Genomic DNA, 26637 nt, shown 5'->3' with positions numbered 1-26637 from the left:
GACGGTCCACTATGTCCAGACAAGTCAGTTCTTCAACTGTCTTGCGGCATCTTTCCCCGAAACAAGATCTTTCTCATGCCCTGTCCCGGCACACCGGATCCCAAGACGCCTCCCAACGTCGGAATGGTTCCCTCCAGTTGTGTAAGTCGATCTTTGGCCGACCGGCCGGTGAAACACTCCGGCGCGCCTCCCGCCGAGGGCTCCAGACAGGCCCGCACGCCCGCCGGATCGCGGGGCGCGAGCATGGGCGTGACGACCCAATGTGTGGCATCCCCCACATCCACAGCCTCCGCCCGCATGGCCTTCGGGGCGGTTTTCAGCGCTTTGTCGCCTTCGTCGGCGGGAGGCGGATGGAGCGCCACCCGGTCCCCGGCCTTCAGGAACGACGCCCGCACCCACACCGCCCGGCACACGCTGCTGTACCGGATCTCCAGCCGCTGCCCGTTCCGCGCCGTCCGCTCGGCCAGGGACTTCACCGCCCCCGACTGCCCGCACCCCATCCCCTTGGGCGTGCGCCCCACGCACCGCTCGCCCAGGCACCCGGCCTCCGCGGTGCCCGCCCGGCCCGGCCCCACCGGCGCGCCCGCTTCCCCCTGCGGGCCGCCGGCGCCGAGCAGCCCGAGGCCGAGCACCCCGAGGGCCACGGCCGCGGCCCCGACGAGCGCGCCGGCCGCCATCAGGGCGTACGGCTGCCACTTCCTCCGCCGTACGGGCCGCGTGCCCGTGGACACGGGTGCGGGCGCGGGCTCCGGTGCGGCCCCCGACCGGCCGCTCCAGGACGCGTCCGCCAGTTCCCACAGCGCCAGCAGCCGGGCGGGCGGCTCTCCCGCGACCGTGCACAAAGCCTCCACGGCCCGCCTCGGCACCGGCTTCCGGCCGTTGAGGTAGCGCTCCCAGGAGGACTTGCTGTACGGCGTACGCGTCGCCAGCGCGGCCAGGCTCAGCCCCGTACCGGCCCGCAGCGCACGCAGTTCCGCCGCCAGGTGGTCACGGGCCCCGCCCGCGACCGGTGCCGTTTCCTCACCGCTCATCGGCGCAGCTCCCGCCAGGTGTGCTCGCCGACCAGACCGTCCGGCACCAGTCCGCGCTCCTGCTGGAAGGCGCGGGCCGCCTCCTTGGCGGCGGGACCGTAGAGACCGTCGACCGCGCCCGCGTCGAAGCCGTGCGCGGTGAGCAGGCACTGCGCCTCGACGACGTCCCGCCCCCGGGCGCCGGGCATCAGCAGGTTCTCCCGGGTGACGCTGTGCCCGGCATACCGCCCGCCGTCCTTGCGGCCGTCCGCGCAGGAGTACGTCCTCCCCTCCTCGTAGGCGTACGTCACCGGCCCCCCGGGGCCGCCCGTCGACGTGCGGGCGAGGGCGAGGGCGTACCCGGCGGCGAAGGCGGCCAGCAGCGCGCAGCCGAGGGCGGCGAGCAGCAGGGGGCGCGGCCGGCGGGCGGGGCGTCCGGCCGCCGGGGGGTGCGGAGGCGGCTCGTCCGGGCGGGGGCGGGCCCCCGCGCCGGGGCCGCCGCACCGCTCGCGGGCGGCGACGTCGTACAGGACGAGAAGGCGGGTGGGGTCGCTGCCGCAGACCCGGGCCAGTTCCTCGACGGCCTCGCGCGGCGGCGGCACGCGCCCGTTGAGGTAGCGCTCCCAGGAGGAACGGCTGCTGGCGGTCTTCGCCTCCAGCGCGGCCAGGCTCAGGCCGCTGTGGTCCTTGAGCCTGCGGAGCTGGACGACCAGTTGGCGGTCGCGTTCGCCCAGCCCGGACGGCAGTGTCTTCCAACGCGCCATGCCTCACCCCGTACGCGTGCGTCCGTGCTCTCCGTGCTTTCGCGGCGGGCCCCGGACTCCCGACGCGGACAGTCCTACCCGCGGCGGTCCCCGCTCATGATGCGAAGGGGCGTCAGGGGGGCTCCCGGAGACGACTGTGGCCCGTTTCCTCCCGCACGGGGAAAGAAACGGGCCACACCATGGCCTGCCGGGCCCGCCGGGCCGGCCGGGGGTCAGCGCACCGTGAAGCGCACCGCCTCCTCCAGGACCGGGATCGTGAACCACGGCTTGGGCTGCGTCATCATCGCCAGCAGCATGATCACCAGACCGAGCGTCCCGTACGTCAGGATGTCCGTGAACCGGGAACGGACCGCGAGCATGCCCACGCCCGGCAGCACCCAGCGGAAGACGGCCCCGGTGACCAGGGCGAGCCCGACCAGCACCGTGCCCAGCCGGAAGCCCATGCCGAACGCGTCGACCGCGACCAGCAGCAGCCCGACCGCCGTCAGGCCCAGCACGGTCACCAGCGGCCACTGCCGCACCGGCGCCGGGGCGTCCCGGTCGGCGGCCCGGCCGCCGCCCTCGGGGCGGGCGGTGTCCCGGGTGAGGAGGGGGAAGCGCCGGGTGGTGCGCACCGGGCCGTCGGGGCCCGGAGCGCTGACGACGCCCTTGGCATGGGGCTCGGCCGCGGATCCGGGTCCGCTGCCGGGCCCGCTGCCGGGTTCGGGCACGGGCTCGGGTTCGCGTTCGGACGCGGGCTCGGCGGACCGCGTCGCCCCGTCCTGGGCCGCCCCGGCCGACGCGGCGGCGGCCCGCGCCTTCCCGCCCTGGACCGCCCCGGCCGACGCGGTCCCGCCCGGTGCGGTCCCGCCGTTCGGCTCGTCGTGGTCGTCGGCCTGCCCGCCCATGGCTTCGCTCCCTCTTCGTCCCGTACGGTTCCGGCTCAGCCCGCGTCGGGGCCGGCTGCGCGCTCGGCCGCCTCAACGACGTTGACCAGCAACTGGGCACGGGTCATCGGGCCCACGCCGCCCGGGTTGGGGGCGACCCAGCCCGCGACCTCGGCGACACCGGGGTGCACGTCGCCGACGATCTTGCCGTTCTCGTCCCGGCTGACGCCGACGTCCAGGACGGCCGCGCCCGGCTTGACGTCCTCGGGCTTGATCAGGTGCGGGACACCGGCGGCGGCCACGACGATATCGGCCTGACGCAGGTGGTGGGAGAGGTCACGGGTGCCGGTGTGGCACTGGGTGACCGTGGCGTTCTCGGACTTGCGGGTGAGCACCAGCGGCATCGGCCGGCCGATGGTGATGCCCCGGCCGACGACCACGACGTGGGCCCCGGCGATCTCGACGCCGTGGTGACGCAGCAACTGCACGATGCCGTACGGGGTGCAGGGCAGCGGGCCGGTCTCGCCGATGACGAGCCGGCCCAGGCTCATCGGGTGCAGGCCGTCGGCGTCCTTGGCCGGGTCCATCAGCTCCAGGACGCGGTTGGTGTCGATGCCCTCGGGAAGCGGGAGTTGGACGATGTAGCCGGTGCAGGCGGGGTCCTCGTTGAGTTCCCGTACGACGGCCTCGATCTCCTCCTGGGTGGCCGTGGCGGGGAGTTCGCGCTGGATGGAGGCGATGCCGACCTCGGCACAGTCGCGGTGCTTGCCCGCGACGTACCACTTGGAGCCGGGGTCGTCGCCGACCAGCAGGGTGCCGAGCCCGGGGACGACCCCCCGGCTGATCAGGGCCGCCACGCGGCCGGTGAGTTCGGACTTGATCGCGGCTGCGGTGGCCTTGCCGTCGAGAATCTGGGCGGTCATGTGCCCATCCTCGCGGATGCGGGGAGGAGGTTCCAATCAGTGCCCGCGCGGGCGGGGGTGCGCCCGGTCACCGGGATCGTCACCGGCCGGGATCAAACGTTGCACTTGCACAACGCCTCCCACTGCTGGCTGGACAAGAACAAGCCACTGATACGACGATGTGGCGCGCAGTTCGCGGTGGCGCAGGGGGGCAGACCGCTCGTTTTCCGTACCCGTTCCTCCGCCCGGGCCGCACAGTCCCCAGCACGACAACGGAGGAATCGCACGTGAGCTTCGGCGACCCCAACAACCCCTACGGCCAGCCCCAGGGCCAGCCGCCGCAGCCCCCGCAGGGCCAGCCCGGCTACGGCTACCCCGCCCAGCCGCCCCAGGGGCAGCCCGGCTACGACTACCCGCAGCAGCCGCAGGGCCAGCCCGGTTACGGCTACCCGCAGCAGGCCCCGCAGGGCGTCCCGCCGCAGCAGGGCTACGGCTACCCGCCCCAGCAGCCGGGCGGCACCCTCCAGGCCAACAACGGCTACATCAACGTCGGAGGGCTCGGCACCGTCGAAATCGCCACCATGGGTCGCCGCCTGGGCGCGCGTGCGCTGGACGCGGTGGCGTACGGCATCCTCTACGGCATCTTCACCGCCGTCGGCATCGCGGGCATCTTCGGCGCCTCGAAGAGCATCGAGTCCTGCGGCTCCTACACGGACCCGGGCTACCAGAGCTGTGTGAACGACATCAGCGGTGGTTTCGTCGCGGCCTTCTTCGCCGCCATCGCCGTGTTCGCCCTCATCGCGCTGCTCTACGAGTGGCTGATGGTCTCCATCTGGGGCGCGACGCTCGGCAAGATGGTCCTGGGCGTCAAGGTCGTCAAGGAGAACACCGGCCAGGCCCCCGGCCTGGGTGCGGGCTTCATCCGCTGGATCCTCCCGATGGTCGGCTCGCTCTTCTGCGGCCTCGGCACGCTGCTGGTCTACCTCTCCCCCTTCTTCGACAACTCGGGCAAGCTCCAGGGCTGGCACGACCGCGCGGGCGGCACGATCGTCATCAAGAAGTAGCCACGGACCACGGCGCGGCGAAGGCCGCCGACTCCCCCCTCAGCGAGGGGAGTCGGCGGCCTTCTTCGCGTGCGGTACCGGCGCGGGTCAGTGGAAGAAGTGGCGCGTGCCGGTGAAGTACATCGTCACGCCCGCCTTCTTCGCGGCCTCCACCACCAGCTCGTCACGGACCGAACCGCCCGGCTGGACCACGGCCCTGACGCCCGCGTCCAGCAGGATCTCCAGGCCGTCGGGGAAGGGGAAGAACGCGTCGGACGCGGCGTACGCACCGCGCGCCCGCTCCTCGCCCGCCCGCTCGACCGCCAGCTTCGCGGAGTCGACGCGGTTGACCTGACCCATGCCGACGCCGACCGACGCGCCGTCCTTGGCGAGCAGGATCGCGTTGGACTTCACCGCGCGGGATGCCTTCCAGGCGAAGGAGAGCTCCGCGAGCTCCGCCTCGGACAGCGCCTCACCGGCGGCCAGCGTCCAGTTCGCCGGGTCGTCGCCCTCGGCCTGGAGCCGGTCGGTGACCTGGAGGAGGGCGCCCCCGTCGATCGGCTTGACCTCGACCCGGGCGGAGGGCGCGCCCGCGCAGCGCAGCACGCGGATGTTCTTCTTGCGGGCCAGGACCTCGACGGCGCCGTCCTCGTAGTCCGGCGCGACGACGACCTCGGTGAAGATCTCCGCGACCTGCTCGGCCATGGCGACGGAGACCGGGCGGTTGACGGCGATCACGCCGCCGAACGCGGACAGCGGGTCGCAGGCGTGCGCCTTGCGGTGCGCCTCGGCGACGTCCGCGCCGATCGCGATGCCGCACGGGTTGGCGTGCTTGATGATCGCCACGCAGGGCTCGGCGTGGTCGTACGCGGCACGGCGGGCGGCGTCCGTGTCGGTGAAGTTGTTGTACGACATCTCCTTGCCGTGCAACTGCTCCGCCTCGGCGAGGCCGCCGGTGCCGTCGACGTAGCGGGCGGCGCCCTGGTGCGGGTTCTCGCCGTAGCGCAGGACGTTCTTGCGGGTGTACGTCTGGCCGACGAAGGCCGGGAAGCCGCTGTCGTCCGCCGCGCCGTGCTCGTCGGCGGCTCCGCCGCCGGTCCCGGCGAACCAGTTCGCCACCGCCACGTCGTACGCCGCCGTGTGCTGGAAGGCCTCGGCCGCCAGGCGCCTGCGGGCGGTGAGGTCGAAGCCGCCGTCCCCGACCGCCGCGAGGACGTCCGCGTACCGCTCGGGGCTGGTGACGACCGCGACCGAGGGGTGGTTCTTGGCGGCGGCGCGGACCATGGACGGGCCGCCGATGTCGATCTGCTCGACGCACTCGTCGTCGCTCGCGCCCGAGGCGACGGTCTGCGTGAACGGGTAGAGGTTCACGACGACCAGGTCGAAGGGCTCGACGCCCAGCTCGGCGAGCTGGCTGCGGTGGTCCGCCAGGCGCAGGTCGGCCAGGATGCCCGCGTGCACGCGCGGGTGCAGGGTCTTGACGCGGCCGTCCAGGCACTCGGGGAAGCCGGTCAGCTCCTCGACCTTGGTGACCGGGACACCGGCGGCGGCGATCTTCGCGGCGGTGGAGCCGGTCGACACCAGCTCGACGCCGGCCTCGTGCAGGCCCCGCGCCAGCTCCTCCAGGCCGGTCTTGTCGTAGACGCTGACAAGAGCGCGCTTGATGGGCTTCTTGTTGATGGAGTTGGCCGGGTTAACCGAGTTCACCGACATGAACCTTTCGTCCCTCTATGCGGTAGCCGTTGCGGGCGAGACGCCCCACGACCTCGACGAGCAGCATGCGCTCGACTTCCTTGATCCGCTCGTGGAGAGCGGCTTCGTCGTCTTCGTTCCGGACCTCGACCACGCCCTGGGCGATGATCGGGCCGGTGTCGACGCCGTCGTCGACGAAGTGGACGGTGCACCCGGTGACCTTCGCGCCGTACGCGAGAGCGTCGCGGACGCCGTGCGCACCGGGAAAACTGGGCAGCAGGGCGGGGTGCGTGTTGACCACGCGCCCGCCGAACCGGGCGAGGAAATTCCTGCCCACGATCTTCATGAACCCGGCCGAGACGACCAGGTCGGGCTCGTACGCGGCGGTCCGGGCCGTCAGCGCCGCGTCCCACTCCTCGCGCGTCCCGTAATCCTTCACCCGGCACACGAACGTGGGGATCGCGGCGTTCCTCGCCCGCTCCAGGCCGACGATGCCGTCGCGGTCGGCGCCGACCGCGACGATCTCCGCGCCGTAGTGGGGGACCGCGTCGATGACGTCGAGCAGGGCTTGGAGGTTCGTACCGGACCCGGAGACCAGGACCACCAGACGGGCGGGGCGTCCGGAGGGGGGCGGGAAGGCGGAAGCGGAGGGGGGCGGGGAGGCCACGGCGGGTCTCTTTCTCGCGGCTCGTGCGGTTTCTGGGCGCGAACGCGGCTTTGTGGGGTCGTACGAAGGAATCGCAGCCCGCTGTACGGGGAACCCTACGAAGGCGCCGGACGTCAGCAACGATACCGGCACACCGGCCCGCCCCCACGGGACGGGTGCACCCGCGCCAGGTAGCGTCAGGGCAGGACTCGCATCCCGTCACGGGCCCGGCGTCGCCGCCGGGCCGCCGCCGGGCCGCGGGCCCGGCCCTCACCCGGCCGGGCACCAACGACACACGACCTTCCGCACCGCGGAGCACAACGCTCCGGGCACCGACGGAAGGTCCGAGGGGAAGACGTTCACCAGATGACGGACCGACGCCGCGACGCGGCCCCGAGCCGCCACCCGTTCCCGCTGCCGCAGCACTCGGCCGGCGGTGGGCTCCTGCTGCGGGACCGCAAGGGCGGCGGGGAGACGGACGCCGCGCCGGACTCGTCCGCCCCGCCCCGGGACGACAATCCGTTCGCGCCGCCGCCGGAGGGCACGCCGGACCGGCCCTGGCAGCCGCGGAAGCCGTCCGGGTCCTCGGAGGACTCGGGTACGGGTACGGGCTCGGGCTGGGGCGGCCAGTGGAGCAACCGTCAGCCGGGCCGCGGCAGCGGCGGCTTCGGCGGCCCGCAGTCCCCGGGTCGCGGCCAGAACGGACCGGAGGGCCAGGACGGCGGACCGGGCCACGGGCTGCGCTGGGACCCGACGGACCCGGTCCAGCGGCGCGCCCGGTACGCGCTGCTCGCGGGCATGTGGGCGTTCTTCTTCGCGGTGTTCACGCTGCGGGAGATCGCGCTGCTGCTGGGCGCGCTGGCGCTGTACTGGGGCATCAGCTCGCTGCGCAACCGCACCGAGGCGGACCCGGCCACGAGCACCCGCCCGCAGACGACGGCGGCGGTGAGCGGGCTGGTCACGGCGGGCCTGGCGCTGCTGATCGTGGCGGCGACGTTCACGGCGCAGCTCGTGTACCGGGACTACTACACGTGCGTGGCCGACTCCCTGACGAAGTCGGCCCAGGTGGCCTGCAACGAGGAACTGCCGAAGTCCCTGGTGCCGATGCTCGGGGTGCGGGAGTAGGCAGCCGCGCGGGGTTCGGGCAAGGGAGGGGGAGGAACCGTCATCCGCCGGGGGCGGGCGGCGGCTCCTCCCCCTCGTCCCGCACCTCCGCCGCGATCCCCCCGGACCCCTCCCGCAGCGCGGCCCACCGCACGTCACGCGCCCCGCTGTCGTGCCGGGAGCCGTGTTCGGGCGACGAGCGCACGGCTGTGCCGGGGGGCCCGGACGCGTAGGCGGCCCGCGCCGGGGGCGTGGAGGACGGGACGGCTGGTACGGGGGGTGCGTGTTCGGGGGCCGGGGGCCAGGGGCCCGCGGGCCCGGAGGGCGCGGGCAGGGAGGCCGCCTGCGCGGAGACACCGGGGTGCCGCGTCGCCGGAGTCGGAACCACCGCCGGAATCGGACCCGCCGCCGGAACCGGAACCACTGCCGGCGTCGGACCCGCCGCCGGAACCGCCGTCGGCGTCGGAGCCGCGTCCGCGGCCGGAAGCACGGCCGGGGGCCTTCGCCACCCCGCCCTTTCCCGCAGCCGCCAGGCCCTCATCCCCAGCGCCGCCGGCACCCCCACCAGCACCACCCACCCCGCCGCCGCCAGGCCCGCCGCCCACCCCACCGGCCCGAACTCCGCCAGCCGGCCCACCCCGAGCGGCCCGCCCGACGCCGCCGCGAGCACCGCCGTCAGCGCCCCGCACGCCCCGCCCGCCAGGGCCACCGCCCCGGCCGTCCGCCGCCGCCCCCAGGCCTCCTCCCGTACGGCACAGACGGGCGCGGCCACCCGTACGACCATCCACGCGACCACCACGGCGGCGGCCAACGGCACCCCCGCGGCCGCCCAGTTGAGCGCCGTCCCGCGGCCTTCGCCGGGCAGTGCGGCCAGCAGCGGGAAGGGCGGCACCGCACCCGTCCCCGCTGCGGCCAGCGGGGCGACCGTCGCGCCCGCGCCCGCCTCGAAGCCCGCCCCGAGGCCGTAACACGCGCCCCACACCGCCGCGTTCGGGGCGAGTGCGAGGGCGAGCAGCAGCACCCCGACGCGTCCCGACCACTCCCCCGCGAGCCGCACGAAGGTCTCCTGGGCGAGATCCGCGTGCCACCCCAGCGAAATCCCGACGAGCAGGGCGCCGCCGCCCACCAGCACCGCGACCCCCGCGCCCGCCGCGCGCGCCGCCACCGTGAGCCGGGGGGGCGTAAGTGCGCGCCGCACGCCCCCCGGAACCCAGTGCGGCAGCGGTCCGCGCGGCCGTCCGTACGCCCGCCACACCCCGGCAGCGGTGGCGGCCCCCACCACGAGCGGCAGGTGCAGTGCCGTGCTGCCGGCCGTCGCGGGCAGCGGACCACCGGCCGCGTGCGCCGCCGCCAGCGCTCCCACCAGCAGGTATCCGAGCGTCACGCCTCCGAACGCCTGCCACCGGGACGCGGCGCTCCGTGTCGCCCCGTCCTCGCCGTCCTCCTCGCAGGCGTCCCGCGCGGTGCGGTGGGCCAGCCACAGTGGCAGCACCGAGCACAGCAGCGGGGTCAGCCCGACGGGCGCGGCGACGGCGTCGAGCGTGTCGTGCCGCACGAGGTCCGCCCCGTGGGCGAGCAGCCAGAGCCCGGCGGCGACGCGCAGCGCGGCACCGGCCCCCGCGTCCGGGTACGGCGAACTGATCCACAGCACCATCGCCAGCACCGCGAACGTCCCGAGCCCCAGCCCGGCGGCGAGCGCGCCCCGCACCACGCAGGCCGCCCAGACGGCCCGCGGACTCTTCGCCGCGTCCGTCGGCCGGGGCCGCGGTTCCTGCTGCTCCCACTGCCCCTGCTGCCCCTGATGTCCCGTGCGCTCCGGGCCCTCGTGGTGCGGGGCCTGCGGCAACGGCTGCTCGGTCACTGGATTCGGGTTCACCCGGCCATGCTGCCCACGACACGCGCCAACTTCGCGTAACGGGAGAATGGCCGACGTGTCGCCCAATATACTTTTATGTACTTTTTCGCCCACCGTGCTGCTACGGGAACTCCGGGGAGGGTGGTCCGCCGATGACCAGGACCACCGGGACCGCCCCCGCCGCCCCCGCCGTCGACCTGCCGTCCCCGAAGGAACGCCTCAGGCTGCGCGAGGCGAAGGCGCTGTCACAGGCGCAGGTGGCGGAGATCGTGGGTGTCACCCGCGAAACGGTCCGCTCCTGGGAGCTCGGCCGCACCTCCCCCCGCGGCCGCAAACGTGACCTCTACGTCCGCCTCCTCACCACCGAACCCGCCCTCCACGGCCGAGCCGCCCCCGGCCCCGACCGACGGGCCCGCCCCGATTCCGCAGGCCCGCTGGGGCGACGGGGCCGCCGCCCCAAGGGGGCGGGCAAGGGGGCAGCCCCCGGCGGAGCCGAACCCTCCGCCCAGGCCAAGCCCGGCACGGCCCCGGTTCCGGCCCCGGCCCTCCCGGCGCTCGCCGCACCCGAGCCCGGCCCCTCCCGGAAGCGTCTCCGTCCCCGTACGACACGCGAAAGACCTTCCCGCTCCGAAGCCGTCGCCGTCGTCGAGCCCTCCCACCGCACCCCCTGCGAAGCCTTCGACCACCTCTACTCGCGCACCGCCCCCTCCCTCCTGCGCCAGGCCTACCTCCTCACCGGCCGCCACCGCCTCTCCCAGGAGACCGTCGAGCGCGCCTTCCAGCTCGCCTGGCAGCGCTGGCCCGAGGTCGCCACGGACCGCGACCCGGCGGGCTGGGTCCGGGCGGCGGCGTACGAGTACGCGCTGTCCCCCTGGCACCGCTTCCGCCCGTCCCACCTGCGCGTCAACCCCTCGCCGGCCCCGCGAACGGAGAGCGCGGACCCCGCGTCGCACGCCCTCCTGGAGGCCCTCCTCGAACTCCCGCCCGCCTACCGCCGCACCCTCGTCCTCTACGACGGCCTCGGCCTCGACCTCCCCGAGACCGCCGCCGAGACCGAGGCCACCACCCCCGCCGCCGCCCACCGCCTGGAGCACGCCCGCGCGGTCGTCGCCCGGAGAGTCCCGGAACTGGGCGGGACCCGCAGCCCCGCCGAGCAGTCCGCCCTCCTGCAGGAACGTCTCAGCGCCCTGGCTGCCGCCCAGCCCGTGCACGCCCTGCCGACCGGCCGCACGGTCCGCACCAGGAGCGAGCGCACGACCCGCTTCTGGACGCGGGCGGCCATCGCGTTCACCACGTTGATCATCGGCGCGACGAGTTTCACCCTGACCACGGCGCCGACCCGGTACGAGGCCCCGGTCCCGCCGGGCGCGCGGGTCGGCGGCGTCCCCGTCCTGGGCGGTCCCCAGCACCTGGACCTCCAGGACGAGCAGCTCCGCGCCAAGCTCCGCGCCGACCCGGACAACGGCCCGCAACGCCTGGTCCCGCAGGGCCGCTGACCGCCGCCGGGCGACGCGAAAGGCCCGCACCCCCCGTCGGGGGTGCGGGCCTTTCGCGTGGCGACAGCCGTGTCACCGGCCGCAGCCGGTATCAACAGCCGTGCCGGAAGCCGGGAACTCAGCCCGCGAGGATCGCGCGCGCCAGCTTCGCCGTCTCGGTCGGCGTCTTGCCGACCTTGACGCCGGCGGCCTCAAGGGCCTCCTTCTTCGCCTGGGCGGTGCCGGACGAGCCCGACACGATCGCGCCGGCGTGACCCATCGTCTTGCCCTCGGGGGCGGTGAAGCCCGCGACGTAGCCGACGACCGGCTTGGTCACGTTCTTCGCGATGTAGTCGGCCGCGCGCTCCTCGGCGTCGCCGCCGATCTCGCCGATCATGACGATGAGCTCGGTCTCCGGGTCCGCCTCGAACGCCGCGAGGGCGTCGATGTGCGTGGTGCCGATGACCGGGTCGCCACCGATGCCGACGGCGGAGGTGAAGCCGATGTCACGGAGCTCGTACATCATCTGGTACGTCAGCGTGCCGGACTTCGAGACCAGGCCGATCTTGCCGGGCTTGGTGATGTCGCCCGGGATGATGCCGGCGTTGGACTGGCCCGGGGTGATGAGGCCGGGGCAGTTCGGGCCGATGATGCGGGTCTTGTTGCCCTTGGCCGTCGCGTACGCCCAGAAGGCGGCCGAGTCGTGGACGGCGATGCCCTCGGTGATGACGACGGCGAGGGGGATCTCCGCGTCGATGGCCTCGACGACGGCGGCCTTGGCGAAGGCCGGCGGCACGAAGAGGACGGAGACGTCCGCGCCCGTCTTCTCCATGGCCTCCTTGACGGAGCCGAAGACGGGGACCTCGGTGCCGTCGAAGTCGACGGACGTGCCGGCCTTGCGCGGGTTCACGCCGCCGACGATGTTGGTGCCGTCGCCGAGCATGAGCTTGGTGTGCTTCATGCCCGTGGCACCGGTCATGCCCTGGACGATGACCTTGCTGTCCTTGGTGAGGAAGATAGCCATGGTGTTTGGAGTCCCTCTTCCTTACTTCGCAGCCGCGGCGAGCTCGGCGGCCTTGTCGGCCGCGCCGTCCATGGTGTCCACGCGCTGCACGAGCGGGTGGTTGGCGTCCGAGAGGATCTTGCGACCCAGCTCGGCGTTGTTGCCGTCGAGACGGACAACGAGGGGCTTGGTGACTTCCTCGCCCTTGGTCTTCAGGAGTTCCAGGGCCTGGACGATGCCGTTGGCGACCTCGTCGCAGGCGGTGATGCCACCGAAGACGTTGACGAACACGGACTTGACGTCCGGGTCGCCGAGGATGATCTCCAGGCCGTTCGCCATGACCTCGGCGGAGGCGCCGCCGCCGATGTCCAGGAAGTTGGCGGGCTTGACGTTGCCGTGGTTCTCACCGGCGTACGCGACCACGTCGAGGGTGCTCATCACGAGACCCGCGCCGTTGCCGATGATGCCGACCTCGCCGTCGAGCTTGACGTAGTTGAGGTTCTTGGCCTTGGCGGCAGCCTCGAGCGGGTTGGCTGCGTCCTTGTCCTCCAGCGCCTCGTGGTCGGCCTGGCGGAAGTCGGCGTTCTCGTCCAGCGAGACCTTGCCGTCGAGGGCCAGGATGCGGCCGTCCTTGGTCTTGACCAGCGGGTTCACCTCGACGAGGAGGGCGTCCTCGGCGACGAAGGTGTCCCACAGCGTCACCAGGGCCTCGGCGACGCCCTCGGCCACGTCGGCCGGGAACTTCGCGAGGGCCACGATCTCGCGGGCCTTCTCGATGTCGACGCCGTCCACGGCGTTGACCGGGACCTTCGCGAGGGCCTCGGGGGTCTTCTCCGCGACCTCCTCGATGTCCATGCCGCCCTGCACCGAGGCCATGGCCAGGAAGGTGCGGTTGGTGCGGTCGAGGAGGTACGAGACGTAGTACTCGGCCTCGATCTCGGGGGACAGCTCGGCGATCATCACCTTGTGGACCGTGTGGCCCTTGATGTCCATGCCGAGGATGTCGGTGGCGCGGGCCACCGCCTCGTCGGCGTCGCCGGCCAGCTTGACGCCACCGGCCTTGCCGCGGCCGCCGACCTTCACCTGCGCCTTGACGACCGACTTGCCGCCCAGTCGCTCGGTGGCTTCGCGCGCCGCCTCAGGCGTGTCGATGACTTCACCGGCCAGCACCGGTACACCGTGCTTGGCGAAGAGGTCCCTCGCCTGGTACTCGAACAGGTCCACGCGCGTCCGTCCCTTTTCTGAAGATCGCGGGTTCTGGTGATCGCGTTGCGTTCAATGCGATGGGCGTGCCGCGAAGGCAACGTGACGGCGCTGTCACAAGGGAGGCGTACACGGTGTCCGGTACGCGGCATGTCCGTCTCGCAGGTTATCCCCGAGGGACGTAGGTCCCTAAATCGCAGGTCGCACCTGAACGGTGATACCTGTCACAGAGTGCCGCCGATGACCATGACCGGTGTCACTGAGTGTCCGATCATGCGGCCTCCGGTATCGGCAGGGGCCGCTTTTCGATCGCCGCCGCCATGATCTCGGGGAAGAGGTCCGGAGTGCAGGCGAAGGCGGGGACGCCGAGGGCGGCGAGCGCGGCGGCGTGCTCGCGGTCGTGGGCGGGGGCTCCCTCGTCGGAGAGGGCGAGCAGGGTGACGAACTGCACGCCGGAGGCCTGCATCGCGGCGACCCGCTTGAGCATCTCGTGGCGGATGCCGCCCTCGTACAGGTCGCTGATCAGCACGACGACGGTGTCGGCGGGCCGGGTGATCCGCGACTGGCAGTACGCGAGCGCCCGGTTGATGTCGGTGCCGCCGCCGAGCTGCGTGCCGAAGAGGATGTCGACGGGGTCGTCCAACTGGTCGGTGAGGTCGACGACCGCCGTGTCGAACACGACGAGCCGGGTCCGGATCGACCGCATTGAGGCGAGCACCGCCCCGAAGACGGAGGCGTGGACGACGGAGGCGGCCATCGAGCCGGACTGGTCGACGCAGAGCACGACCTCCTTCTGCACGGCCCGGGAGGCGCGTCCGTGACCGATCAGCCGTTCGGGGACGATCGTGCCGTGCTCCGGCAGGTAGTTCTTGAGGTTGGCGCGGATCGTGCGGTCCCAGTCGATGTCGCGGTGCCGGGGGCGGTGGACGCGGACGCTGCGGTCGAGGGCGCCGGTGAGGGTGGCGCGGGTGCGGGCGGCGAGGCGCCGCTCCAGGTCCTCGACGACCTTGCGGACGACGGCGCGGGCGGTCTCCCTGGTCGTCTCGGGCATGGCCTTGTGGAGGGAGAGGAGGGTGCCGACGAGGTGGACGTCGGCTTCGACGGCCTCCAGCATCTCCGGCTCCAGGAGCAGCCCGGCGAGCCCGAGCCGCTCGATGGCGTCGCGCTGCATGACCTGCACGACGGAGCTGGGGAAGTACGTGCGGATGTCCCCGAGCCAGCGCGCGACGGACGGCGCGGAGGCCCCCAGCCCGGCGCCCCGGTCGCCGGTGCGGCCGTCTCGCCCGGCGGCGGGGTCCTTGCGGCCGTAGAGGGCGGCGAGGGCGCCGTCCATGGCGGCGTCCTGCCCGGAGAGCCGGTGGCCGGTGCCGTCGGCGGACTCCCCGCCGAGCACCATCCGCCAGCGCCGCAGCCGCTCCTCGGCCGCTGGGCGGGGCGGGTCCGGGGTCGTGGTCATCGCGGGGACACCTCCGTCGGGTCGTGGTTCTCCGGTGCGGGTGGGGTGCCGAGCAGCAGGTGCAGCAGGGGCAGTACGGCGTCGGCTCGGGTGGGGTCGAGGGCGGGGCCGAAGCCGGGGACCCCTGCTTCGGCGGGCCCGCCGGGCGCCGGCGGGGTGCCGCCGGGCGGGGCCGGGCCGCGGCGGACCAGTTCGCCGAGGGTGCGGCGCACTCCTGGTTCGTACGCCGAGAACGTCCGGCGCAGCAGCGGCAGTACGTCGGTGAAGGCGTCCGCGGGGACTTCGGTGAGCCAGGAGTCGAGCAGTCCCAGGAGGCGTGCGTCGTGGACCAGGAGCATGCCCGAGCCGGACGCGCCGCCGACGAAGCCCTCGATCCAGGCGGCCGCGTCGGCGGGCGGGGCGCCGGGTGAGAGGGCGAGGCCCATCAGGCGGGCGACGGCGTCCTCGTCGAGGCGTCCGTCGTCCAGGAGGAGGCGTACGGCGCGGCCGCGGAGGACGCCCGCGACGGTGTCCCGGTCGGCGAGGGCGCGCAGGGCCCTCGCCCAGCGGCCGGTCAGGTCGTGCGGGTCGTGGGCGTGGTGCGGGCGGCGGGCTGCGTGCGGGTCGTGGGCGTGGTGCGGGTCGTGGGCGTGGTGCGGGTCGTGGGCGTGGTGCGGGCCGTGGGCATCGCGTGGGTCGTGGGCTGCGTGTGCGTCGAGCGGGTCGCGGGCTGCGTGCGGGGCGGGCGCGGTGCGCGGGCCGGTGCCGTCGGGTGACCGGGTCAGCAGGCCGACGGAGGTGTGCACGGCGTCGAGGTGGCCGCGCATCGCGGCGGCGCCGTCGTCGTCCAGGCCGGTGCAGGCCGGCGGCAGTCCGACGCAGATCCGCATCGTGAGGCCGGCCGCGACCTCGGCGAGGGCGGTGGTGTCGGTGCCGCGCACGTCGCCGTAGCGCAGGGTGCGGGCGAGCGCGGGAAGGGCCTGGGCGAGGTGGCCGACGTCGCTGTCCAGGGCGGCGCGGTCGGCGAGGGCGTTCATCACCACCGGGAGGGCGTCGGGCAGTTCGGCCAGCAGGCACTGTTCGGCGAGGGCGGTGACGGCGGAGAGCGCGGTGGCCCGCCCGGCCTCGGACTCCGCTTTCGCGGTGGCCGCGGCCAGGACGGTGGTGCCCCAGATGCCGGCCTCGGCGACCTTCACCGACAGCTCGGGGTCCCAGCGCAGCCGCCAGCCCTCGCGGAAGGTGCCGGTGCTGCCCCGGAATTCGGCCGGTTCGCCCCAGCCGACGCCGAGCAGGCGCAGCCGGTGCAGGAGGCGGCTGCGGGCGGCGTCGGTGTCCTTGCGCAGGTCGAGCTCCAGCTCCCGCTCGGCTGCTTCCGGTTTCAGCCGCAGGGTGCGCTGCCGCCGGGTGAGGTCGCGTTGCAGGGGGACGACGGGGGCGCTGTCCGGCACTTCGCCGAGGACGTCGCCGACGATCAGCCGGTCCCGCACGAGCGAGAGCGGCACGTCGGAGCCGTCGCACAGCACGGCCCGGATCGCGTCGGTCGTCTCGGTGAGCCCGGCGAGCGGCCGGCCGCGCATCGCGGCGAGGGCCTCGGCGAGCCGGACGGCCTCGATGACGTGGGCGGAGGAGACGAGGCGGTCCTCGTCCCGCAGCAGGCCCGCGACCTTGGTCATCCAGCGCGCGACGGGCCGGTCCGGCGCGCCGAACAGATGCCCGTACCAGCCCGGCGAGTCGATGCCCGCCCCGTACCCGCTGTGCCGGGCGAGTCTGCGGTGCGTCCAGGGCACCCAGGTCAGCTCGGCCCTGACCTTGGGCAGGCCCTTGAGGAGGGCGCGGTCGGCGGTGAGCGTCGGGGGCTTCCCGGCGAGCGCGGGCACGTGCCAGGCGCCGCAGACGACGGCGACCTCGTCCCCGAACTCCTTTCTGGCGGTGCGGAGCTGGATGCGCATGTACGCCTCACGGACCAGGTCGCGGGCGTGTCCGCCGTGCCCGTACTCCTCGCGGAGCGCCCCCATCGCCTCGGCGAGCGCCTCGAACGGGGCCAACGGGGCGAGGGGGCCGGTCCCCCGGGCGCCGCGGTGCTCCACGACGTCCTCCCACCAGCGCTCGGGGTCGTCGTACCCGGCGGCCTCGGCGAGCACGGCGAGCGGGTCGACGGCGAGGGCGTCGATGCCACCGGCGGCTCCGGGGCCGGTTTCGGGGCCGGGGCCGTCCCCCTGCTCCGTTCCCCCCTGTGCGGCGCTCTGCTCCCGCGCGGCCAGCGAGTGCGCGGCGGGGAGGTCGATGAAGCGGACCCGCGCCCCGTGGTCCAGGGCCCAGCGGACGGCGACCCACTCCGGGGAGAACGCGGCGAACGGCCAGAACGACGCCCGGCCGGGGTCGTCCGTGACGTGTGCGAGCAGCGCGACCGGCGGCCGCATCTGCGGGTCGGCGGCGAGCGGCAGCAGTGCGTCGGCCTCCGGCGGGCCCTCGATCAGTACGGCCCGGGGCCGCGCCGCGTCGAGCGCGTCCCGTACGGCACGCGCCGAGCCGGGCCCGTGATGCCGCACCCCGAGCAGCCAGGGCCCGCGCGGAACGGGGGCGGCGGCCGACGCGGACGGCGTGTCCGTGACGCGGGGCACGGGGCCGGCGGCGTCCGGCGCGGCGGCGACGGCCGCGGGGGGCGTCATGCGCCCGCCTCGCGGCAGGCGCGGTAGAAGTCCTTCCAGCCGTCGCGCTCGCGCACGACCGTCTCCAGGTACTCCTGCCAGATGACCCGGTCCGCCGCCGGGTCGCGGACGACCGCGCCGAGGACTCCGGCGGCGACGTCACCGGAGCGCAGCACGCCGTCGCCGAAGTGGGCGGCGAGGGCGAGGCCGCCCGTGACCACGGAGATCGCCTCGGCCGTGGACAGGGTCCCCGACGGCGACTTCAGCTTGGTGCGCCCGTCGGCCGTGACGCCGGAACGCAGCTCGCGGAAGACGGTGACCACGCGGCGGATCTCGTCGACGGCGTCCGTGCCGCCGGGCAGGTCCAGGGAGCGGCCCAACTGGTCGACCCGCCGGGAGACGATGTCGACCTCTTCCTCGGGGGTGGCGGGCAGCGGCAGCACGACCGTGTTGAACCGGCGGCGCAGCGCGCTGGAGAGGTCGTTGACGCCCCGGTCCCGGTCGTTGGCGGTGGCGATGAGGTTGAACCCGGAGACGGCCTGGCACTCTTGGCCCAGCTCCGGTATCGGCAGGGTCTTCTCCGACAGGATCGTGATCAGGGTGTCCTGGACGTCCGCCGGGATGCGGGTCAGCTCCTCGACGCGGGCGGTCATGCCCTCGGCCATGGCCCGCATGACGGGGCTGGGCACCAGGGCCTCGCGGCTGGGGCCGTGGGCGAGCAGCCGGGCGTAGTTCCACCCGTACCGGACGGCCTCTTCGGGGGTGCCCGCCGTGCCCTGGACGAGCAGGGTGGAGTCGCCGCTGACGGCGGCGGCCAGGTGCTCGGAGACCCAGGTCTTGGCCGTGCCCGGGACGCCGAGGAGGAGCAGGGCGCGGTCGGTGGCCAGCGTGGTGACGGCGACCTCGACGATCCGGCGCGGGCCCACGTACTTGGGGGTGATGACCGTGCCGTCGGGCAGCGTGCCGCCGAGGAGGTAGGTGGCGACGGCCCACGGCGAGAGCCTCCAGCGGGTGGGCCGCGGCCGGTCGTCGGCCGCGGCCAGCGCCTTCAGCTCGTGCGCGAACGCGTCCTCCGCGTGCGGCCGCAGGACCGCTGCGGCGTCCGCCCCCGCGGCGGAGTCGAAGTCGGTGGCAGGCGTGGTCATGGAATCCCCCTCCAGATTTCCCGGATGTGGTTCCCACGGTGCACCATGCCACTGACAATCAAGCGTCCGCGCAGGTCAGACCGCCGATTGAGGTGTTGCGGCGGCTATTTCACGACCGGCGGGGCGGCCGTGTCCGGCGGCTACCCCGCGACCGGCGAGGCGGCGATGCAGCCGCCCGCCATGGCCTTCTCGCCCGACGCCTCGGCGAGGACCTTGCCCTTGTGCGTGACCTTGCACTTCAGGTCGGCGAGGCCGGTGACGGAGATCGGAGTGACGTTCGCCGGCATGATCCCCTTCAGCGTGACGGTCTTCGTCCACGGCGAGGCCGGCTTCTTCACCGATTCCAGCTTGGGCTCCAGGGCAGTGCCGCCGCCCGCGTGGAACTCGATGGACTCGATGTCCTTGCCCGTGACCTCGTAGGTGACCTCGTAGGTCTCGTTGACGGCCTTGTCGACCTGGTCGACGGCCTTGTCCGAGCCCTCGGAGGCGGCTGACTTGGCGGCCTCCTTCACCTCGGAGCAGGCGCCGAGGCCGAGGACGAGGCCGGTGACGGCGGCGGCGCAAAGGGCGGTGCGGGCTGTGCGGTTCATCGCGAGGACCCCCGGTTTGGCTGGTGCTGGAGACCGCACCACATCGCAAAGGGAGGGTAAAGTCAAGCCGGTCCTCAGTGGAATCGCAGGTCAGAGCGATTGTCAGTGGGGGCCTCTACCGTCGGGGACATGAATCAGCTGGGGGTGCGCCGGACGGCGGATCAGGTGCTGGCACTGGCTCCTGACGTCGCTTCGCGCGAAGCGGGAAGCAGGCTCGGGACGGCCGGGCCGTGGTCGGACGCGGGCTGCGACGGCGCGGGGGCGCTGTGGGGCCTGTGCGAGGGCAGCGGCAGCAGGCCGTACCGCACGGTGGTGGATCTGGCGGGCCCGGCCCCGGCCTCCCAGTGCAGTTGCCCGAGCCGGAAGTCCCCCTGCAAGCACGCGCTGGGGCTGCTGCTGCTCTGGGCGGCCGAGGACCCGGTCGTGACGGCCGGCGCGGAGCCCGCCGGGTGGGCCGGGGAGTGGCTGCGGGCCCGCCGGGAGCGCGCCGGGGCGCGGCAGGAGGGGGTGCCGGCGGAGCCGGGCGGCGCCTCCGCGGAGAGGACCGCCGACCCGGAGGCGGCCCGGCGACGGGCCGAACGCCGGGCCGCCCGGATCGAGTCGGGCGCCGCCGAGCTGGAGCAGCGGCTCACGGACCTGCTGCGCGAGGGTCTGGCCTCGGCGGAGCGGGAGGGGCACGGGTACTGGGAGGAGACGGCCGCGCGGATGGTGGACGCCCAGGCCCCGGGGCTCGCGGCCCGGGTGCGGGAGTTGGGCGCGATACCGGCCTCGGGACCGGACTGGCCGGGACGGCTGCTGGAGGAGTGCGCGCTGCTGCACCTGCTCGACGCGGCCTGGCTGGGCCGCGACCGGCTGCCCGACGCCCTGGCGGCGACGGTACGGACGAGGGTCGGCCTGCCGTCCGCGCCGGCCGGACCCGCGGTCCGCGACAGTTGGCTGGTCCTCGCCCAGTACGACCAGTCCGACGGCAAGGTCACCACCCGCCGCATCTGGCTGTACGGCCGGGACACGGGCCGCACGGTGCTGGTGCTGTCCTTCGGGGCGGCGGGGCGCGCGCCGGAGATCTCACTGCCCGTGGGCCTCGCCGTCGACGCGGAGGTGCTGCCGCACGGCGGGGCGGGGCAGTTGCGGGCCACGCTCGGGGAGCGGTTCGGGGCGCCGTACGAGGGGGGTGCGCTGCCGCGGGGGGCCGGGGTGCGGGAGGCACTGGAGGAGTACGGGCGGGCGCTGCGCGAGGACCCGTGGCTGGAGTCCGTGCCGGTGACGCTGGACGGGGTGGTTCCGGTGCCGGTGGGCGAGGGGTGGCAACTGGCCGACGCGGACGGGAAGGCAGCGCTGCCGGTCGCCCGGGGGGCGGTGGGAAGACCCGGGCTGTGGAAGCTGGCGGCCCTCTCCGGCGGGGGGCCGGTGGCCGTCTTCGGGGAGTGCGGGCACCAGGGCTTCCAGCCCTTGGCGGCGTGGGGGGCTTCGGGCACCGGCGAGCCGATACCGCTGCTGTGAGGCATTTCGGGGCGGGGCGGGGGCGGGCCGGTGCTCGCGTCGGCCTCCGGGGTGGGCGAGGGCGGGGCCGGGTGCTCGTGCCGGCCGCCGGGGCGGGGGTCGCCGGGACGGAACCCGCTCCCGTGCCGCGCCCGGTACTTCGGTCGCCTGCGGCGCTGCCCGAGCCCCAGCCCTCCACACCGTTCGAGAAGGGAACCCCATGAGCACCATCGCTCCTCCGCCCCACTGGGAAGAGCTGGTCACCGCCGCTCTCCTGGGCACCGACCGGCGGCCCGCCCCGGGGGCGGAGACCGCCCCCGCGCTGCTGGACGCCGCCGCCGTGCACACCGTGCGACGACGGGCCGGGCTCACTCCCGCCGCCGCGGATGAACTGCCCGCCCCCGCACCGCGGGACAGCCGGGCGCGGCTTCCCGGGCCCGCGCGGCGCAGGCTCGCCCTGTTGCTGGCGGACCGGGCGGCCCCCGCCCAGTCCGGTGGGCGACGGGGCAGCACGCCCGACCTGACGGAACTGCTGCCGCAGTGGCTGGCCGCCGCCAACGGACACCGGTACCGGGCTCCCGAGGATCTGCTGCCCGCACTGCTGGACGCCGCGCGGGCCCGGACCGATCTGCGGCCGCAGGCGCTGGAGTTCGCCGGGGCGCGGGGCCTCTGGCTGGCCCGGCTCAACCCGGAGTGGAAGTACGCGCTGCGCGGGACCTCGGGCGGGGCCGTGCTCCCCGCCCTGGAGGACGCCGAGGCCGTACGGGCGCTGTGGGAGGAGGGCCTGTTCGCCGAACGCGTGCGGCTGCTCGGTGCGGTGCGGGCCGCCGACCCGGCCGCCGCGCTCACCCTGCTCACCGGCACCTGGGCGACCGAGCGGGCCGAGGACCGGCTGATGTTCCTGGACTCGCTGCGGACCGGGCTGAGCGCCGGCGACGAGGAGTTCCTGGAGCAGGCGCTCGCCGACCGCAGCCGCAATGTCCGCGCGGTGGCCGCGGAGCTGCTCTCGGCGCTGCCGGCCTCCGCGTTCGCCGCGCGGATGGCGGACCGGGCCACGTCCTGCGTGAGCCCGGACCGTACGGGCACGCTCGGCGGGATCGTGGTGGAGGCCCCGCACGAGTGCGACGCCGCGATGCAGCGGGACGGCGTGGTCGCCAAGCCCCCGGCCGGGCGGGGCGAACGGTCGTGGTGGCTGGGCCAACTGGTGGAGTCCGCACCGCTTTCCGCCTGGCCGCCCCGGCTGAACGGCCGCACCCCTCAGGAGATCACCGCGCTGCCGGTGTCCGACGGGTGGGGCGAGGAACTGCACGCGGCGTGGTGCCGGGCGGCGATCCGGCAGGGGGACGCGACATGGGCACGGGCACTGCTCGGCGCGCCGTCGGTGCCGCCGGAAGCGGGAACGGGCACGGCGTCGCTCGCCGAGCGGGCCAAGCTGCTGACGACGCTGCCGGACGCGGAACGGGCGGACTGGGTGGCCGGTTTCGTGTCGGCGCACGGTCTGTCGGAGGCGTTCCAACTGCTGGGGGTGTGCGTGGTGCCGTGGTCGCAGGCGCTGGGCCGGGCGGTGGTGGACGCGCTGGACATCGCGCGGGACGCGGGGAGTTACCCGTGGAGCTTCAGCGGGGTGATGGGGCTGGCGGAGCGGTGCCTGGACCCCGGGGAGGCGGACCGCTTGGAGATCCTGACGACGACCCCGGCGGAGTCGGAGGGCGCGTCGCCGGGTGCCGGGGGCTACTGGTCGGAGGCGTTCCAGCGCCTGGTGGGAACCCTGCGGCTGCGCGCGGCGATGATGCGGGAACTCTCGGGCGAGGCGGAGGCTCCGTAGACCACGCGGATCGGCACGAGCGCGCCAGGGGCGCGGGGAACCGCGCGAGCGCCCCACCGCACAGCCGCGCGGCGAGCGCTCTCAGTGAAGGGGCGGGACCGGGGCGCAAACCAGGGGGCCCGGGGGAAGCGCCCCCGGCATGAGCAGCAACCCCGAGCCGCCCCGCACCCGCACCCTGCCGAAGCCCCACCCCGCACCCGCAGTCACGCCCCGCCGAAGCCGCGCCCTGCACCCACAGTCACGCCCCACCGAGGCCCCGCACCTCAAACCCGCTCGTATCCGAAGCCCCGCACCCCAAGCTGCTCCGCACCCGCAGTCACGCCCCGCCGAAGCCCCGCATCCCAAACCGGCTCGCATCCGAAGCCTCGCGCCACCCCGCCCGCCGAAGCCCCGCACCCCAAGCCGCCCCGCACACCGAAGCCCCGCGCCACCCCGCGCCGAAGCCCCCCCGACGCCCCAACCTCACGCCCCCGCCGGCTGCCTCACGTTCGCCCGGACCCACTCCACGATCTCCGTCGTCGTCGCCCCCGGCGTGAAGAGCTCCGCGACCCCCTTCGCCTTCAGCGGCGCGATGTCCTCCTCCGGAATGATGCCGCCCCCGAAGACCTTGATGTCCGCCGCGTCCCGCTCCCGCAGCAGGTCGATGACCTTCACGAAGAGCGTGTTGTGCGCACCGGAGAGGATCGACATGCCGATCGCGTCCGCGTCCTCCTGGATCGCGGTGTCCACGATCTGCTCGGGCGTCTGGTGCAGGCCCGTGTAGATGACCTCCATGCCCGCGTCGCGCAGCGCCCGCGCGATGACCTTGGCCCCCCGGTCGTGCCCGTCGAGCCCCGGCTTCGCCACCACCACACGGATCGGACCCGTAACACCCATCGCTGCTGCCTCCCAGTACGCACCGCGCCGCCGTTGGCGCAACGTCCCCCCGCCCCAGGAGGAGCGGGGAAGTGAACGAACGTTATCCACAGCATCCCGCACGCCGCCGTTTCGCGGTGGAGACAGAGGGGGAAATCACACGGTGAGAAACACGTTCGCTGTGCGTCGCACCCACACCGTCCGGCACCGCGCCCCGGGTCGTCAGGAGCCCGGGAGCAACAGCCGTGGCGGGGCCGTCGCACGGGGGGCCGCAACGAGGTCGCCGCACCAGCGCGCCGTCAGCCGCACGGCACGGTGGTGCGGCCGCTCTTTTCCTCCCGACCCGCCCGGCCTCGGCGCAGCACCCCCACGAGGGCACCCGGGGACGGAGCCGTCTCCCGTGTGCTGTCCGGAAGGTCGGCCGCCATGAGCATTTCTCCTCCCCCGCCCGCCCCCCTCATCCCGTTGCTGCGGGCTGCCGCTCTCGAACTGGCGGTCCTCCTCGGGCATGTGATGCTCTACCCCGCCGGGATGCGCCCCGAGCAGTCCGCCGGTCCCGGGACCCGCCCGGGGCGCGGAAGCGACGGGGCCGGGGCCGAGTCCGCGCTCCTCACCGCGGCCGTCGGCCGCCCCCCGGTGGTCCTGCTGCACGGCTTCGTCGACAACCGCTCCGTGTTCGTCCCGCTCCGCCGCTCCCTCGCCCGGCACGGCTGGCACCACCTGACCTCGCTCAACTACTCCCCCCTCACCTGCGACCTGCGCACCGCCGCCGAGCTCCTCGCCCGGCACGTCGAGGACCTCTGCGCGCGGACGGGACACCCCCGCGTCGACATCGTCGGGCACAGCCTGGGCGGCCTGATCGCGCGCTATTACACGCAACGGCTCGGCGGCGACACGCGCGTGCGCACACTCATCACTCTCGGAACTCCGCACGAGGGCACGCGCGTCGCGCCGCCGATGAGCGCGCACCCCCTCGTACGGCAGATGCGCCCCGGCTCTTCCTTGATCGCGGAACTCGCCCTGCCCGCCCCGGGATGCCGCACTCGATTCGTGAGTTTCTGGAGTGACCTTGATCGAATAATGGTCCCCACGGAAACTGCCCGCCTCCACCATCCCGATCTCGTCGCGACGAATGTGCAGGTCAGCGGCGTCGGTCATCTCACTCTGCCGGTGCACCCCGCGGTCGCCGCCACAATCCGGCAGGAACTCCGGGCACCGGCCGACGCGGACGGGACCGCCGTCGGAGTCCGGGTGGCGTAACGCCGCGAAGGCAAACACCCGGACGAGTGCGCGGCGTGTGAATGTGCGGTGATCAAGCCCTCGCATTCCTCGAACAATCGCCGAACGCAGCGCCAAGCCGGTGCCCGCCGTCCGCCAAAAGGCGGCTGATTGCCCGGTTCCTGATTGCTCAAAACCTGCGGGAGATTGTCGCCGCCGCATACCGCCGGGTACAGTCGCGCCACTGCTTTCACTCTGGGTGCTCATGGCTCCCGGAAGACAGGTCCTGCTGCCGAGGCGAGAGAGACGTTGGTGAACGACCAGCAACCCCACGCCGGGTACGACACGTACCCCACCGGCAACTTCGGCACCGATCCGCTCTTCGGCGGACTGCCCGGCACCGGTGATCACAGCGACCACAGCGGCCAGTACGACGCCACCGCGTGGGACACCGGTTCACACCAGAACCTTTCCGCCGGGTACGACGTGTACGGCTCGCATACCCCGCAACAGGGCTACGACACCACCGGCACGTGGACGAACCTCGCGGACGCCCCGGCGCAGGGCGGCCCGTCGTACGACACCCGGGGTTACCAGGCCGACGGTCCGGGGACCGGCCCGGCGGCGGCCGACCCGGGAACCGGCCAGTGGGACGCCACCGCGTGGAACGAGGCGAACCGGGTCCACCAGGTGCACCAGGGCGCTTTCGACACCGGCCAGTTCGACGCCGGACAGTTCGGGCACACCGACGCCGGACACCTCGACACCGGGCACAACCAGACCGGTCAGTTCGACGCCACGCAGTTCGCCCACCCCGCCGACCCCTCCTCCGGTCACCCGTGGCAGCCCTACGATTCCAGCCCGGAGACCGGCGCGTTCGACGCGACCGCCTGGAACACCGGCCACGACGCTCCGGACACCCCGGACGCCTCCGGGCACCTCACCGGTGAACCGGACGCCCCCGGACACCTCACCGGTGAAATGGACGTCCACACCACCGAGTTCCCGATCGTCACCCCCCGCACCCCCCACGCCCACGACGAGGCCGGTTCCGGTCCGGGCCCCGAGCCGGAACCCGCGGCGGCCGGCTCCCGCGCCGACCGCCGTGTCCCCGCGAACCGCGGCCGCCGCCGCCCGCCCGCCAAGCGCTCCGCCCTCTTCACCGTCGCCGTCCCCTCCGCCTGTGTCATGGGCGTCGCAGGAATCGCCGCGGCCTCCATCGGCGGAGTCGCCGGCGCCGACGAGGCGAAGAAGCCAGTGGCCATGGCCGTCGCCGATCCGGCGACCGTGAAGCCCGTCGCCGTGAACAACAAGCTCGACACCATGGCCGCCGGAGTCAGCGCCAACGCCCGCGACTTCGGCGACCGCGCCAGCCGTACGCAGGAGCGCATCGACCTCCGCGAACGCCAGGCGGCCGAGAAGAAGCGCAAGGCCGAGGAGGCCGCCCGCAAGGAGGCCGCCCGCCCCAAGTACGTCCTGCCGGTCAAGCAGCACGGGCTGAGCGCGTACTACGGTCAGGCGGGCGTCAACTGGGCCGCCGTCCACACGGGCATCGACTTCCCCGTCGACATGGGCACACCGGTGATGGCCGCGACCGACGGCACGGTCAGCTACCAGTACAACTCGGCGTACGGGAACATGATGAAGGTCGTCTCGCCCAAGGGCGTGGAGACCTGGTACTGCCACCTCTCCCGCACCAAGATGCGCTCCGGCACGGTCAAGGCCGGCGACGTCATCGGTTACGCGGGCGATTCCGGCAACTCCACCGGCGCGCACCTGCACTTCGAGGTCCGCCCGGGCGGCGGCTCCGCCGTCGACCCGCTGGCCTGGCTCCGCAGCCACGGCCTGGACCCGTCGTAAGACGCACCCGTACGACGCG

At 74.1% G+C, this 26637-nt stretch carries 21 protein-coding genes; 7 read left to right on the top strand and 14 right to left on the bottom strand.

Annotation, left to right across the window (positions count from 1 at the left end; all coding sequences use genetic code 11):
* Positions 1 to 32 precede the first annotated feature (32 nt).
* The 4 genes from ACZ56L_RS19870 to ACZ56L_RS19855 form a co-directional block, all read right to left on the bottom strand.
* Positions 33 to 1031: a helix-turn-helix domain-containing protein gene (locus ACZ56L_RS19870; protein ID WP_471065335.1), complete on the bottom strand. Its 999-nt coding sequence runs from the start codon at positions 1029 to 1031 to the stop codon at positions 33 to 35.
* Positions 1028 to 1774, bottom strand: coding sequence for a helix-turn-helix domain-containing protein (locus ACZ56L_RS19865; protein WP_468691722.1), 747 nt, complete (start codon positions 1772 to 1774; stop codon positions 1028 to 1030). The genes ACZ56L_RS19870 and ACZ56L_RS19865 overlap by 4 nt, the downstream gene beginning before the upstream one ends.
* Positions 1775 to 1986: 212 nt before the next feature.
* Positions 1987 to 2661, bottom strand: coding sequence for a DUF3017 domain-containing protein (locus ACZ56L_RS19860; protein ID WP_471065333.1), 675 nt, complete (start codon positions 2659 to 2661; stop codon positions 1987 to 1989).
* Between the two features lie 35 nt (positions 2662 to 2696).
* Positions 2697 to 3563 carry a bifunctional methylenetetrahydrofolate dehydrogenase/methenyltetrahydrofolate cyclohydrolase gene (locus ACZ56L_RS19855; RefSeq protein ID WP_345228854.1) on the bottom strand — a complete coding sequence of 289 codons (867 nt, stop codon included), beginning with the start codon at positions 3561 to 3563 and terminating at the stop codon, positions 2697 to 2699.
* 266 nt (positions 3564 to 3829) lie between these two features.
* Here ACZ56L_RS19855 and ACZ56L_RS19850 point away from each other — a divergent pair, with 266 nt between their 5' ends.
* The gene (locus ACZ56L_RS19850) at positions 3830 to 4606 is read left to right on the top strand and encodes an RDD family protein (RefSeq protein ID WP_471065330.1); all 777 of its coding nucleotides are present in this window, start codon (positions 3830 to 3832) and stop codon (positions 4604 to 4606) included.
* 87 nt (positions 4607 to 4693) lie between these two features.
* Here ACZ56L_RS19850 and purH read toward each other — a convergent pair whose 3' ends face one another.
* Together purH and purN are read right to left on the bottom strand one after the other, a co-directional pair.
* Positions 4694 to 6298 carry a bifunctional phosphoribosylaminoimidazolecarboxamide formyltransferase/IMP cyclohydrolase gene (gene purH, locus ACZ56L_RS19845; RefSeq protein WP_468691715.1) on the bottom strand — a complete coding sequence of 535 codons (1605 nt, stop codon included), beginning with the start codon at positions 6296 to 6298 and terminating at the stop codon, positions 4694 to 4696.
* Positions 6279 to 6944 carry a phosphoribosylglycinamide formyltransferase gene (gene purN / locus ACZ56L_RS19840; protein WP_468691713.1) on the bottom strand — a complete coding sequence of 222 codons (666 nt, stop codon included), beginning with the start codon at positions 6942 to 6944 and terminating at the stop codon, positions 6279 to 6281. Before purN ends, purH begins: the two co-directional genes overlap by 20 nt.
* 345 nt (positions 6945 to 7289) lie before the next feature.
* Between purN and ACZ56L_RS19835 the strand changes: the two genes are divergently transcribed.
* Positions 7290 to 8048 (top strand): hypothetical protein, encoded by a 759-nt coding sequence (locus tag ACZ56L_RS19835; RefSeq protein WP_468691711.1) that lies wholly within the window; start codon positions 7290 to 7292, stop codon positions 8046 to 8048.
* A 40-nt stretch (positions 8049 to 8088) separates the two neighbouring features.
* Here ACZ56L_RS19835 and ACZ56L_RS19830 read toward each other — a convergent pair whose 3' ends face one another.
* A complete protein-coding gene (locus ACZ56L_RS19830) occupies positions 8089 to 9903 on the bottom strand; it encodes a cell division protein PerM (RefSeq protein WP_471065327.1) in 1815 nt (604 codons plus the stop codon).
* A 131-nt stretch (positions 9904 to 10034) separates the two neighbouring features.
* On the opposite strand from ACZ56L_RS19830, the gene ACZ56L_RS19825 reads away from it, so the two are divergent.
* The gene (locus tag ACZ56L_RS19825; RefSeq protein WP_471065325.1) at positions 10035 to 11378 is read left to right on the top strand and encodes a sigma factor-like helix-turn-helix DNA-binding protein; all 1344 of its coding nucleotides are present in this window, start codon (positions 10035 to 10037) and stop codon (positions 11376 to 11378) included.
* Between the two features lie 118 nt (positions 11379 to 11496).
* On the opposite strand, the gene sucD is transcribed toward ACZ56L_RS19825, so the two are convergent.
* The 6 genes from sucD to ACZ56L_RS19795 form a co-directional block, all read right to left on the bottom strand.
* Positions 11497 to 12381 carry a succinate--CoA ligase subunit alpha gene (gene sucD / locus ACZ56L_RS19820; RefSeq protein WP_345228861.1) on the bottom strand — a complete coding sequence of 295 codons (885 nt, stop codon included), beginning with the start codon at positions 12379 to 12381 and terminating at the stop codon, positions 11497 to 11499.
* 21 nt (positions 12382 to 12402) lie between these two features.
* On the bottom strand, positions 12403 to 13584 hold the full coding sequence (sucC, locus tag ACZ56L_RS19815; protein ID WP_345228862.1) for an ADP-forming succinate--CoA ligase subunit beta: 1182 nt from the start codon (positions 13582 to 13584) through the stop codon (positions 12403 to 12405).
* Between the two features lie 250 nt (positions 13585 to 13834).
* Positions 13835 to 15019, bottom strand: a complete 1185-nt coding sequence (locus ACZ56L_RS19810) for a VWA domain-containing protein (RefSeq protein WP_471065323.1) — start codon at positions 15017 to 15019, stop codon at positions 13835 to 13837.
* Positions 15016 to 17667, bottom strand: a complete 2652-nt coding sequence (locus ACZ56L_RS19805) for a DUF5682 family protein (protein WP_471065321.1) — start codon at positions 17665 to 17667, stop codon at positions 15016 to 15018. The genes ACZ56L_RS19810 and ACZ56L_RS19805 overlap by 4 nt, the downstream gene beginning before the upstream one ends.
* On the bottom strand, positions 17664 to 18791 hold the full coding sequence (locus ACZ56L_RS19800; RefSeq protein ID WP_401756661.1) for an ATP-binding protein: 1128 nt from the start codon (positions 18789 to 18791) through the stop codon (positions 17664 to 17666). The genes ACZ56L_RS19805 and ACZ56L_RS19800 overlap by 4 nt, the downstream gene beginning before the upstream one ends.
* Before the next feature lie 140 nt (positions 18792 to 18931).
* The gene (locus ACZ56L_RS19795) at positions 18932 to 19381 is read right to left on the bottom strand and encodes a hypothetical protein (RefSeq protein WP_345228866.1); all 450 of its coding nucleotides are present in this window, start codon (positions 19379 to 19381) and stop codon (positions 18932 to 18934) included.
* A 129-nt stretch (positions 19382 to 19510) separates the two neighbouring features.
* On the opposite strand from ACZ56L_RS19795, the gene ACZ56L_RS19790 reads away from it, so the two are divergent.
* Positions 19511 to 20881, top strand: coding sequence for an SWIM zinc finger family protein (locus ACZ56L_RS19790; RefSeq protein ID WP_471065318.1), 1371 nt, complete (start codon positions 19511 to 19513; stop codon positions 20879 to 20881).
* Positions 20882 to 21080: 199 nt separating this feature from the next.
* Positions 21081 to 22685: a DUF5691 domain-containing protein gene (locus tag ACZ56L_RS19785; RefSeq protein WP_471065316.1), complete on the top strand. Its 1605-nt coding sequence runs from the start codon at positions 21081 to 21083 to the stop codon at positions 22683 to 22685.
* Between the two features lie 462 nt (positions 22686 to 23147).
* On the opposite strand, the gene ACZ56L_RS19780 is transcribed toward ACZ56L_RS19785, so the two are convergent.
* Positions 23148 to 23561: a cobalamin B12-binding domain-containing protein gene (locus tag ACZ56L_RS19780; RefSeq protein WP_345228869.1), complete on the bottom strand. Its 414-nt coding sequence runs from the start codon at positions 23559 to 23561 to the stop codon at positions 23148 to 23150.
* A 405-nt stretch (positions 23562 to 23966) separates the two neighbouring features.
* Here ACZ56L_RS19780 and ACZ56L_RS19775 point away from each other — a divergent pair, with 405 nt between their 5' ends.
* Positions 23967 to 24800 (top strand): esterase/lipase family protein, encoded by an 834-nt coding sequence (locus ACZ56L_RS19775; RefSeq protein WP_471065314.1) that lies wholly within the window; start codon positions 23967 to 23969, stop codon positions 24798 to 24800.
* 165 nt (positions 24801 to 24965) lie between these two features.
* Positions 24966 to 26618 (top strand): M23 family metallopeptidase, encoded by a 1653-nt coding sequence (locus ACZ56L_RS19770; RefSeq protein WP_471065312.1) that lies wholly within the window; start codon positions 24966 to 24968, stop codon positions 26616 to 26618.
* Positions 26619 to 26637 lie beyond the last annotated feature (19 nt).

The organism is Streptomyces sp. NPDC039736 (genome assembly GCF_055596485.1).
This window is presented reverse-complemented; position numbering and strand designations above follow the sequence as displayed.

Excerpts from the sequence above, each read along its gene's own strand:
- ACZ56L_RS19870 (WP_471065335.1), bottom strand. The coding sequence starts at position 1,031 with ATGAGCGGTGAGGAAACGGCACCGGTCGCGGGCGGGGCCCGTGACCAC.
- ACZ56L_RS19865 (WP_468691722.1), bottom strand. The coding sequence starts at position 1,774 with ATGGCGCGTTGGAAGACACTGCCGTCCGGGCTGGGCGAACGCGACCGC.
- ACZ56L_RS19860 (WP_471065333.1), bottom strand. The coding sequence starts at position 2,661 with ATGGGCGGGCAGGCCGACGACCACGACGAGCCGAACGGCGGGACCGCA.
- ACZ56L_RS19855 (WP_345228854.1), bottom strand. The coding sequence starts at position 3,563 with ATGACCGCCCAGATTCTCGACGGCAAGGCCACCGCAGCCGCGATCAAG.
- purH (WP_468691715.1), bottom strand. The coding sequence starts at position 6,298 with ATGTCGGTGAACTCGGTTAACCCGGCCAACTCCATCAACAAGAAGCCC.
- ACZ56L_RS19835 (WP_468691711.1), top strand. The coding sequence starts at position 7,290 with ATGACGGACCGACGCCGCGACGCGGCCCCGAGCCGCCACCCGTTCCCG.
- ACZ56L_RS19825 (WP_471065325.1), top strand. The coding sequence starts at position 10,035 with ATGACCAGGACCACCGGGACCGCCCCCGCCGCCCCCGCCGTCGACCTG.
- sucD (WP_345228861.1), bottom strand. The coding sequence starts at position 12,381 with ATGGCTATCTTCCTCACCAAGGACAGCAAGGTCATCGTCCAGGGCATG.
- ACZ56L_RS19810 (WP_471065323.1), bottom strand. The coding sequence starts at position 15,019 with ATGACCACGACCCCGGACCCGCCCCGCCCAGCGGCCGAGGAGCGGCTG.
- ACZ56L_RS19805 (WP_471065321.1), bottom strand. The coding sequence starts at position 17,667 with ATGACGCCCCCCGCGGCCGTCGCCGCCGCGCCGGACGCCGCCGGCCCC.
- ACZ56L_RS19800 (WP_401756661.1), bottom strand. The coding sequence starts at position 18,791 with ATGACCACGCCTGCCACCGACTTCGACTCCGCCGCGGGGGCGGACGCC.
- ACZ56L_RS19795 (WP_345228866.1), bottom strand. The coding sequence starts at position 19,381 with ATGAACCGCACAGCCCGCACCGCCCTTTGCGCCGCCGCCGTCACCGGC.
- ACZ56L_RS19790 (WP_471065318.1), top strand. The coding sequence starts at position 19,511 with ATGAATCAGCTGGGGGTGCGCCGGACGGCGGATCAGGTGCTGGCACTG.
- ACZ56L_RS19785 (WP_471065316.1), top strand. The coding sequence starts at position 21,081 with ATGAGCACCATCGCTCCTCCGCCCCACTGGGAAGAGCTGGTCACCGCC.
- ACZ56L_RS19780 (WP_345228869.1), bottom strand. The coding sequence starts at position 23,561 with ATGGGTGTTACGGGTCCGATCCGTGTGGTGGTGGCGAAGCCGGGGCTC.
- ACZ56L_RS19775 (WP_471065314.1), top strand. The coding sequence starts at position 23,967 with ATGAGCATTTCTCCTCCCCCGCCCGCCCCCCTCATCCCGTTGCTGCGG.